We start from the raw sequence: 8,294 nt of genomic DNA, 5'->3' as shown, positions 1-8,294 counted from the left end.
GAGGACGCGGAATCGATGCACCGTCAAACTCGAAGCCTGCAGGAATGACAATGGTTTTGCCGTCTGGGAGCTTATAACTCCATTCCTCTTTCACCCGCCACTTTCGAATTGAAAAGATCCATATATAGATTCGGCAAATCAAGCTAGGGACCTTTTTCGTGCGAATTGGAATGGGTTGTAAAACTGGCATCCTCATTTGAAACCTCCTTGTAAGCCTAACGCCCAATTAAGTTGTGAGCAACGCAGCCACATTGCCTAAGCACTTCACCATAATCACCAAACTAATTGAAACCGAAAGCGCCGAGCGTTGCGAATCAGCTTGAATTGCTTGTTAGTTTACCTTTCGCACAAATCACACGATTTAATTATATTGACCATTTTGTGCGACAAACTATAATCTTACTGTAATTCCAAATTTGGAGATTGAGTATGCACACACTAACAGCAAATGATGCAAAGCGTAACTTTGGTGAGCTGCTTCTAAGCGCCCAACGCGAGCCAGTAAAGATTAGCAAAAACAGTAAAGATGCCGTAGTGGTAATGTCTATCAAAGACTATGAAGAACTAGAGGCAATGAAAACTGATTACCTTAAACATTGTTTCGAGTCAGCTAAACAAGACTTAGCACAAGGCAATGTAGTTGATGGTGAAGATTTCCTAAGCGCCTTGTAACCCACTATGCAAAAGAATAAATACAAACTAAGTAAATTGGCTCAGGCTCATTTACGAAAAATTAAAAGCTATACCGTCAATAACTTTTCTGAAATGCAGTGGAACAACTATAAAGATACATTGCTAACTGGGTTTCAAATGCTTGCCGACAATCCAGCCGTAGGTCGCAGTTGCGATGAGATTTATCCAAGCGGTTTCTATTTTCCGGTAGGAAAACACACAGCTTACTTTACAAAAGAAGACGGTTTTATTTTAGTTGTGGCTGTACTTGGTCAATCACAACTCCCACAAAACCACTTGTAGCGAAGACATCACCCGAAATAAAAACTAGGGTGATGATCTTGATTGGTAAACTAACGCCAAATTAAGTAGTGAGTAACGCTACCACCTACCTAAAACATTGCGCCGTAAACACTAAAGCCGATTCAAACCGAAAGTGCCAAGCGTTGCGAATCTGCTTAAATTTATTGTTAGATTTGTACTTTTCAGTTGCGCCCTATCTAAAATCCACACCATTAAGTGCCACGGCGAGAAATAACAGAAGAGCCCCTAAACTAATTGGTAGAAGTGCAATAAACCATAAAGCGAAGCTACTTAACTTAACCAGAAGCGTTTTTTCCCTTTGAGAACGAGTGACTTTTCGAAACTGATAAGCAGCAGTCAACGAGCCAATACACCACAATATGATTAGCGCTATGATTTGAAAATCGCTGCCTCTAGAAAACGCATGTTCCACGGCTATAAACAGTATTACATGCATCAACAAAGTAACGATTAAAGTTGCTTTAGTTCTATTCATAATCCCAGAAAAATCTAACGCCCTGTTAAGGGGTGAGCAGCGCAATACCGAAGTTGCCGCATGCCACCTTAAACACTAAAACCAACGCATAGTAAAAATGCCACGCGTTGCGAATCCCTCTTGAACAGTTTGTTATGTTTTACCACAAACATATGATTTACTTGAGAAAGAACTGCTATTTCTAACTAGTTTTCTGAAGCAAACCACAAGGCTGAAACCAACTTGACCGACAAAGGCGACCAACCTAAAACGTGTAATTCCACTTCCCTGCCCAATGAGGCAACCCGACCAAGAAACAACAAGCGCCCTATCTTTCCAACCAAAGCGCAAAACAATGGCAAATAGCCGAGGCAACTACCAAGCTAAAATACCAATTGGTTAAGAACCCTAAAGTGACTTTAAGCCAGTTATACAAACAACCGACCGCCACGACCTGACAATGAAGCAACCCACGAACATTGGCATGTTTTACGGGCTGAGAGATTCAAGAACTTAGACCGACAATGCGGATTTGCTGAGTCTACTAGGGACGAGTTACCAAAGGGACAAAGAACTAGAGCCCAAGACATTTAAGCCTCTGAATTACAAGTAAACATAACGCCAAATTAAGGTGTGAACAACGCTGACACCTTACCTAAAGCATTGTGCCATAAACACTAAACTGGCTTGAAGTGAGGGCGCCAAGCGTTGTGAATCACTCTTAAATTTATTGTTATGCCACTATTTACACTTAACCCCTTCAGGTAGTTTTATTTTGTATTTGTAATCCTGTGGTCGCTCAAAGTCCGTGCGTGAAATAGTTTCGTCGATTAAAAACTTGTACAAGAAATCACTATTACAAGACTTATCAAAAGTTGATCCCATAGTGAATAGGACTTTCTTCTTGGTGGCTAGATCGTAATAATGTAAAGCGAATGAATGATAAACCATAGTACCGGTTTTTGTAGACTTACCAGTAACACCATACGTTTTCTGCTTTGTTGTATTACACGTTGCCGTAATACCAAAACCTGTACAGCTCGTTGTGGAGTAACCACTATCGACCATTCCATAGTCCGCTGACTCGTAAGTATAAGTATCGTATTTTTCTTCGAGCTTTATATATGCTGCAGCAACTGGTGTAGAATTGCTCTCAGCCAACTCTCGTAACGAGTAAACATTTGTAAACCCTCGCTCTTTTAGAGCGTCAATTACCGCACGAATGTAATACTTAGAAGATAAGTCGTTCTCATCAAACGTAGCAACTACGATTGGCTTATTGGCATTAAAGTTGGATTCAGGGTCTAAAACACTGTACTGGCGAGCTTCAATAGTTGTTTGGCAGCCAGAAAGCACTATTATTGCGCTTAATGGAAATAAATATTTGTTCATTGCTATTTTTCACAAATTTGGAAGCTGTGAGTATCCCACATACTCCACTAAATGAATATGACTTACGTCAGTATTCCATTTAGTGGCATAACGCCAAATTAAGTAGTGAGTAACGCTACCACCCACCTAAACCATTGTGCCGTAAACACTTAAGCTGATTCAAAGCAAAAATGCCGAGCGTTACGAATCTGCTTGAATTTATTGTTATGTAGCGATGCTCGCAAGGACACAAACCAAGAATGCAGGCACCCCAGCTATAAGTAGTTTGATACAAAAAGCTGTATTTTCTGAGAACCGCTCATCATCGATTTCGTCCGCAACGCGACGGTCAACCATTGAGTCTGTCACCGTATCAACTTTGTCGTCAGACTGCCCTATACCACCCAAAGGCGGATACATAAAAAATAAGGCTGTCGTTCCCCACAAAAGTAGAACGATGAAAAATGCGTAGTCCGATACAAACTTAAGCCCAAAGAAGCCTGTGGACATCTCAAGACCAACAACTATTACGGCTACCATTACATTCGCAACCAACACAAATCGAACTAAACCAAGCATTTATACTCCATTTCCTACCTAGCTACATAACGCCCTGTTAAGGGGTGAGCAACGCAATACAAAAGCCGCCGCATACCACCTTAAACACTAAAATCAACGCATAGTAAGAATGCCACGCGTTGCGAATCCCTCTTGAACAGATTGTTATGTGTTTGAACTTAAAGGGATCTCCATTTCAACCAACCCTTTGACTTCAGATGTTCTAACGAAGCCCTTGGACTCATACAGGCTGATTGCTGGGTTTTCACTAAACACACGCAAAACTAGCTTAGTGGATTGTCTTTTAAGCGCATGTCTAACAACTAGTTCGAGACACTTTGCCCCAATTCCTCTACCCTGAAACTCAGGCAAAATTTGAAAGTCCCTCAAGAAGGTAGTATCGCCACTATAGCTAAAACGGAGAACACCAACACGAGCTTGGTCTAGATGGACTTCGTAATTATCTAACTCATCCCAACTACTTAGAAACTGATTGTGATCCCAGATTATCCCACGAGTTTGATAGTAACTTGCCATATTTGACTTGGTTAAAGATTCTGCGAATAAGGAGTCACTACCTACTTTTAGCTGTACTTCCATACATTTTCCTCTGGTTACACATAACGCCAAATTAAGGTGTGAACAACGCAGACACCTTAGCTAAGCCATTGTGCCATAAACACTAAACCCGCTTGAAGTGAAAGCGCCAAGCGTTGTGAATCACTCTTAAATTTATTGTTATATGCTGATTTTACCGATGTACATGCCAAAGCCAAACAACCCAAAACCAAATACCAGTGAGCTAGTTAGGATGAATGCTAATAAAATGCCATTTGAACCTTGGAAGTAAAACAAAAATCTAATATAGGACATCGCCATGTAAGCTAACGAAATCACGCAAGAAACATAGAATACGATCGTTAGAGCAAAAGAGTTGAATTCAGCAAAAGTAACCTTACATATTACGACCATAATTGTAGCAAGTAATGATGCAAATGCCTGTTCACCCAGAAAAGACGATAAAGCGGGAAACTTAAACTTACAATCATGGCTTGGAACATCAAGAAACTCCCAGCCTCCATTTTTTAGCCACTTTTCAGCATAATTGGTGATCATTGGTATTGTTACAAATACTAAGCCAACAACTGAAAACATAAAAATCAACATGCTCGGAATATTGCTATCTGGGTAGAGTTGGTCGCCCCAATAATGCAGAACAAGATCCGCGCCAATGACAACAGTAGATACGACACCGCAAGCAAAAACATACAAGCTTCTTGAAAACAAGATAGACCTCCAATTCTATGTAAGCATATAACGCCCAATTAAGTTGTGAGCAACGCTGCCGCCTTACCCAAGCACTTCACCGTAATCACAAAACCAATTGAAACCGAAAGCGCCGAGCGTTGCGAATCAGCTTGAATTGTTTGTTATGCATTTTCTGGAGGTGCTCCCTTGAACTGAGGTACACCGTCAGCGATTAACTCCCATGACGCTTTAGAGTCCACATAAATATGGCGACTTAGCTGAATGTCAGGATCTCCATTTACGCAACCTAACGTAACACCATGAACTACCCCTTTATACACACCAACCAACGTTGACCCACATTTCGAGCAAAACTGAAGCCCAAAGCCATGCTCACCGACATAAGAAGTTAGAAGCTCCTCGCCACTAACCCATACGAACTCACCTTCTTTAACGAGTGCGTATGCAGAGGCTTGAGAACTAAATGCTTTACGGCATCTAGAACAATGACAAGAACGTGCGTCATGAAGGTTACCTTCAACTTTGTACTTGATTTCACTGCAAAAACATTCACCGGTAATCGTCATAACCTCTCCTTATGCATAACGCCCAATTAACGTGTGAGCAGCGCAAGCACTGAACTTAACCACTGCGCCGTAAACACTTGACTCAACTCGAAGTGAGAGCGCCAAGCGTTGCGAATCACTGTTAAATTGTTTGTTATGTTTTACCACAAGTTACTGACTTAATTGAGAAAGAACTGATATTTCTCACTGGTTTTCTGAGCTAAACCACAAGGCTGAAACCAACTTGACCGCCAAAAGCGACTAACCCAAAACCAGTAATTCCAATTCCCTGCCCAATGAGGCAACCCGACTAAGCTTCAACAAACGCCCTATCTTTCCAACCAAAGCGCAAAACAATGGTGAATTGCCTAGGCAACTGCCAAGCTGAAATGCTGATTGGCTAAGAACCTAAAAGCGACTTTGAGCCAGTTAAACAATAAGCCAACCGCCACGACATGACAATGAAGCAACCCGCGAACATTGGCATGTTTTACGGGCTCAGAAATTCAAGAACTTAGACCGACAATGCGGATTTGCTGAGCCTACTAGGGACGGATTACCAGAGGGACAAAGAACTAGAGCCTAAGACATTTAAGCCTTTGAAATACAAGTAAACATAACGCCAAATTAAGTAGTGAGCAACGCTACCACCCTACCTAAAACATTGTGCCGTAATCACTAAAACTGATTCAAACCCAAAATGCCAAGCGTTGCGAATCTACTTAAATTTATTGTTATGTTTTACCACAAATAACTGATTTACTTGAGAAAGAGCTACTATTTCTGACTAGTTTTCTGAATCAAAGCACAAGGCTAAAACCAACTTGACCGCCAAAGGCGACCAACCAGAAACGAGCAATTCCACTTCCCTGCCCAATGAGGCAACCCAACTAACTTTCAACAAGTGCCCTGTCTTTCCAACCAAAGCGCAAGACAATGGCAAATTGCCGAGGCAACTGCCAAGCCGAAATGCTGATTGGCTAAGAATCCAAAAGCGACTTTAAGCCAGTTAAGCAAGAAGCCAACCGCCACGACCTGACAATGAAGCAACCCGCGAACATTAGCATGTTTTACTGCCTGAGAGATTCAAGAACTCAGACCGACAATGCGGATTTGCTGAGTCTACTAGGGACGATTTTCCAGAGGGATAAAGAACTAGAGCCTAAGACCTTTAAGCCTTTGAATTACAAGTAAACATAACGCCCTGTTAAGGTGTGAGCAACGCAATACCGAAGCTTCCGCATGCCACCTTAAACATTAAAACCAACGTATAGTAAAAATGCCACGCGTTGCGAATCACTCTTAAACAGTTTGTTAGGCGCTTTTTCTTATCACTTCTGCTAATGCTGCCCCTAAACTAGTCTTAGCATACTTAACAGAATATGAGTTGTTTATGGAATTTAACTGAAACTCACGACGCAGCAACCCTTGGTTTGACAATTCTTCTGCGTGCTCAGGGTTACGTTTGAAATGCTCACTTTGACTTATTGCAGTTTGCGGAGGGCGATAATACTTAAGTAAAGTTCCTTTCAAAGCTGGCGAAAAGGAATCGATGCTATAAACCAACCTATCAAATAGGTCGATATCAATCATACCATCAGATAAACCGATAAACGCTTGAGCAAGCCACTTTGGTTTATCAACACTATTAGACTTGTCGATAACCAAAATCATATTTGTACCAAGAGCCTCTAACTTACTTTGGTCTTTGAGTGCTTCCAATGACTCTCGTTGACCATGAGTTCTCAAATGCTCTAGGAATGCACCGAGTTTTTGAGCAAACAAATGATTTGAAACATCCTGCCCTATCCGCAACACACTAACTATGTTCCCGATAATGGGGATATCCTTGAGCAACCCATCTGATAATACGAGATCGATCACCGACTCTGTGTTTGATGCAAAGAGATCTACAATCTTGTTTTTCATACTGCCTCATGGCGCCTAACGCCCAATTAAGGGGTGAGCAACGCTACCACTCAACCTAAAGCATTGTACCGTAACCACTATAATTGAAGTAGAAGAAAAAATGCCAAGCGTTGCGAATCCCTCTTAAATTGTTTGTTAGGGCACTATTCTCAAAGATGACCACTTTACTAACCACCCTTTTGAATTTACACGACTTTTAAACGTTTCTTGTGACCTTTTCGGGTTATGTGTGACACAGTAACCAAATAATGATTCATACCCAAAAGCTGATATGCATTCGTATTTTTCGGGAGCAACTTGTCGGATACCAATTGCCGTTTCTTTCTCTGGCCAGTAGCTCATAGCGTCCAGTGAACTTGTATAAGGTAAGTCACCATTGCGAGTGTGCATTATTGCCTGATTTCGAACTTGCCAGTTAATTTCCGGCATTACCTGTTTAAGCTGAGCTTCATAGTATAAATAGGCATTAGGATCTCGCTCGTCAGGTGCGAAATAGATAACATCAGCATCATTCAATGGTGTCGCCACCTGAAAACCATGTAATGCATCCCACACAAGATTTCGGACGAAACCTGCTGCAATATAGCATTGAGGTAAACCCAATTGAGATACACACTTCAAAGCGTTAACTCTAACTGGATCTTGTTTGATTAATTCTACGATTATGTCCATTTCGCCCTGTGCCCTAACACCTTACCTAAAGCATTGTGCCATAAACACTAAACTGACTTGAAGTGACGGCGCCAAGCGTTGTGAATCACTCTTAAATTTATTGTTAGCTTTCTGTCTACAGAGGAGCTCTATTGAAATTCTGTGCCGTGATTTTCTAGTGTTTGTTTGCCACATTTTAGACAAACTACGTACCTGTCTGTTAGCTCCAGTGATGCTCCTCCTGGCAAAGAAGCCGCGGCTCCACTGAAGAAACCGTCTAGAAACGCTTTGAACTGTTCTTTTCTGGACTTCCCATATTTTGAGGGTTTCTGCTTGATTGCTTCTGTATGTTCAGTTTCTCTCTCGCACTTTTCACAAAACCTAATATTCGTACTGCCTCCATTGAGATTGACGCACGCATGGAAAACGACATACTAAGAATACCAAAAGCACTAAGTAAGTTCGTATTCTTACTTAATACATTCGACTTTGTGCCCAAACTTGAAAAGACAGCTAACGCC

General features: G+C 41.5%; 11 protein-coding genes. 2 read left to right on the top strand and 9 right to left on the bottom strand.

Annotated elements, in window-relative coordinates:
- Positions 1–190 (bottom strand): DUF1353 domain-containing protein (locus tag ELS82_RS22735; protein WP_134837477.1); only part of this gene is annotated, 190 nt, incomplete at its 3' end.
- Positions 191–429: 239 nt separating this feature from the next.
- Between ELS82_RS22735 and ELS82_RS22730 the strand changes: the two genes are divergently transcribed.
- Both ELS82_RS22730 and ELS82_RS22725 read left to right on the top strand, forming a co-directional pair.
- Positions 430–672, top strand: coding sequence for a type II toxin-antitoxin system Phd/YefM family antitoxin (locus ELS82_RS22730; RefSeq protein ID WP_045957228.1), 243 nt, complete (start codon positions 430–432; stop codon positions 670–672).
- Positions 673–678: 6 nt separating this feature from the next.
- Entirely contained in the window at positions 679–975 is a 297-nt protein-coding gene (locus ELS82_RS22725) for a type II toxin-antitoxin system RelE/ParE family toxin (RefSeq protein WP_025794194.1), read from the top strand.
- A gap of 1,216 nt (positions 976–2,191) precedes the next feature.
- Here ELS82_RS22725 and ELS82_RS22715 read toward each other — a convergent pair.
- The 8 genes from ELS82_RS22715 to ELS82_RS27455 form a co-directional block, all read right to left on the bottom strand.
- A complete protein-coding gene (locus ELS82_RS22715) occupies positions 2,192–2,842 on the bottom strand; it encodes a lipoprotein (protein WP_134837472.1) in 651 nt (216 codons plus the stop codon).
- 204 nt (positions 2,843–3,046) lie between these two features.
- Positions 3,047–3,400 carry a hypothetical protein gene (locus ELS82_RS22710; RefSeq protein WP_134837471.1) on the bottom strand — a complete coding sequence of 118 codons (354 nt, stop codon included), beginning with the start codon at positions 3,398–3,400 and terminating at the stop codon, positions 3,047–3,049.
- A gap of 144 nt (positions 3,401–3,544) precedes the next feature.
- Complete coding sequence (locus tag ELS82_RS22700) at positions 3,545–3,979, bottom strand: GNAT family N-acetyltransferase (protein WP_134837470.1); 435 nt, start codon at positions 3,977–3,979, stop codon at positions 3,545–3,547.
- Between the two features lie 138 nt (positions 3,980–4,117).
- A complete protein-coding gene (locus ELS82_RS22695; protein ID WP_134837469.1) occupies positions 4,118–4,666 on the bottom strand; it encodes a hypothetical protein in 549 nt (182 codons plus the stop codon).
- Between the two features lie 143 nt (positions 4,667–4,809).
- Positions 4,810–5,214 carry a GFA family protein gene (locus ELS82_RS22690; protein WP_134837468.1) on the bottom strand — a complete coding sequence of 135 codons (405 nt, stop codon included), beginning with the start codon at positions 5,212–5,214 and terminating at the stop codon, positions 4,810–4,812.
- A gap of 1,293 nt (positions 5,215–6,507) precedes the next feature.
- Positions 6,508–7,122: a hypothetical protein gene (locus tag ELS82_RS22665; RefSeq protein WP_134837465.1), complete on the bottom strand. Its 615-nt coding sequence runs from the start codon at positions 7,120–7,122 to the stop codon at positions 6,508–6,510.
- 135 nt (positions 7,123–7,257) lie between these two features.
- The gene (locus tag ELS82_RS22660) at positions 7,258–7,794 is read right to left on the bottom strand and encodes a nucleotidyltransferase family protein (RefSeq protein ID WP_134837464.1); all 537 of its coding nucleotides are present in this window, start codon (positions 7,792–7,794) and stop codon (positions 7,258–7,260) included.
- Between the two features lie 128 nt (positions 7,795–7,922).
- A complete protein-coding gene (locus ELS82_RS27455) occupies positions 7,923–8,159 on the bottom strand; it encodes a hypothetical protein (RefSeq protein ID WP_134837473.1) in 237 nt (78 codons plus the stop codon).
- Positions 8,160–8,294: the final 135 nt, after the last annotated feature.

Source organism: Vibrio ouci (assembly GCF_004551525.1).
Taxonomy (GTDB): domain Bacteria; phylum Pseudomonadota; class Gammaproteobacteria; order Enterobacterales; family Vibrionaceae; genus Vibrio; species Vibrio ouci.
This window is presented reverse-complemented; position numbering and strand designations above follow the sequence as displayed.